Raw genomic sequence first — 371 nt, 5'->3', positions numbered from 1 at the left:
GGTCGGCTATCTCAAATTGTGTCATCCATATAGGTGCTGTCGGCATAATGACTACCCCCGTTTCACTGATTGTTATTATTCCTCTATCCATATCTATCGCATAACTTTAGACATTATGTTCTTTACATTATTCATATCGCGCAAAATGGAGGAATCCAACACACGTGCATAGTGCTGCGTCATTTTTATATTGGAATGGCCGAGCATTTTTGCCACATTCTCTATGCTCACACCGTTGGCAAGGCAAACTGAGGTCGCATATGAGTGGCGGGCTACGTGGAAAGTGATAGGCTGTGCAAGGAAAAGCGGACAGGTAAAGATAAAACGTAAACCGTTTGAAATGAGCTTTGTTTCAGCATTCTGCCAAGTGG

Annotated in this window: 1 protein-coding gene; it reads right to left on the bottom strand. The window is 43.1% G+C overall.

The features are described 5' to 3' along the window. Positions 1-93 precede the first annotated feature (93 nt). The coding region (locus tag E5342_RS19225; protein ID WP_246867188.1) for a tyrosine-type recombinase/integrase at positions 94-371 on the bottom strand (278 nt) is incomplete at its 5' end.

Source organism: Parabacteroides distasonis (assembly GCF_004793765.1).
In the GTDB taxonomy this organism is placed as follows: domain Bacteria; phylum Bacteroidota; class Bacteroidia; order Bacteroidales; family Tannerellaceae; genus Parabacteroides; species Parabacteroides distasonis_A.
The sequence above is the reverse complement of the archived record's forward strand: the minus strand, read 5'-3'. Positions and strand labels throughout refer to the sequence as shown.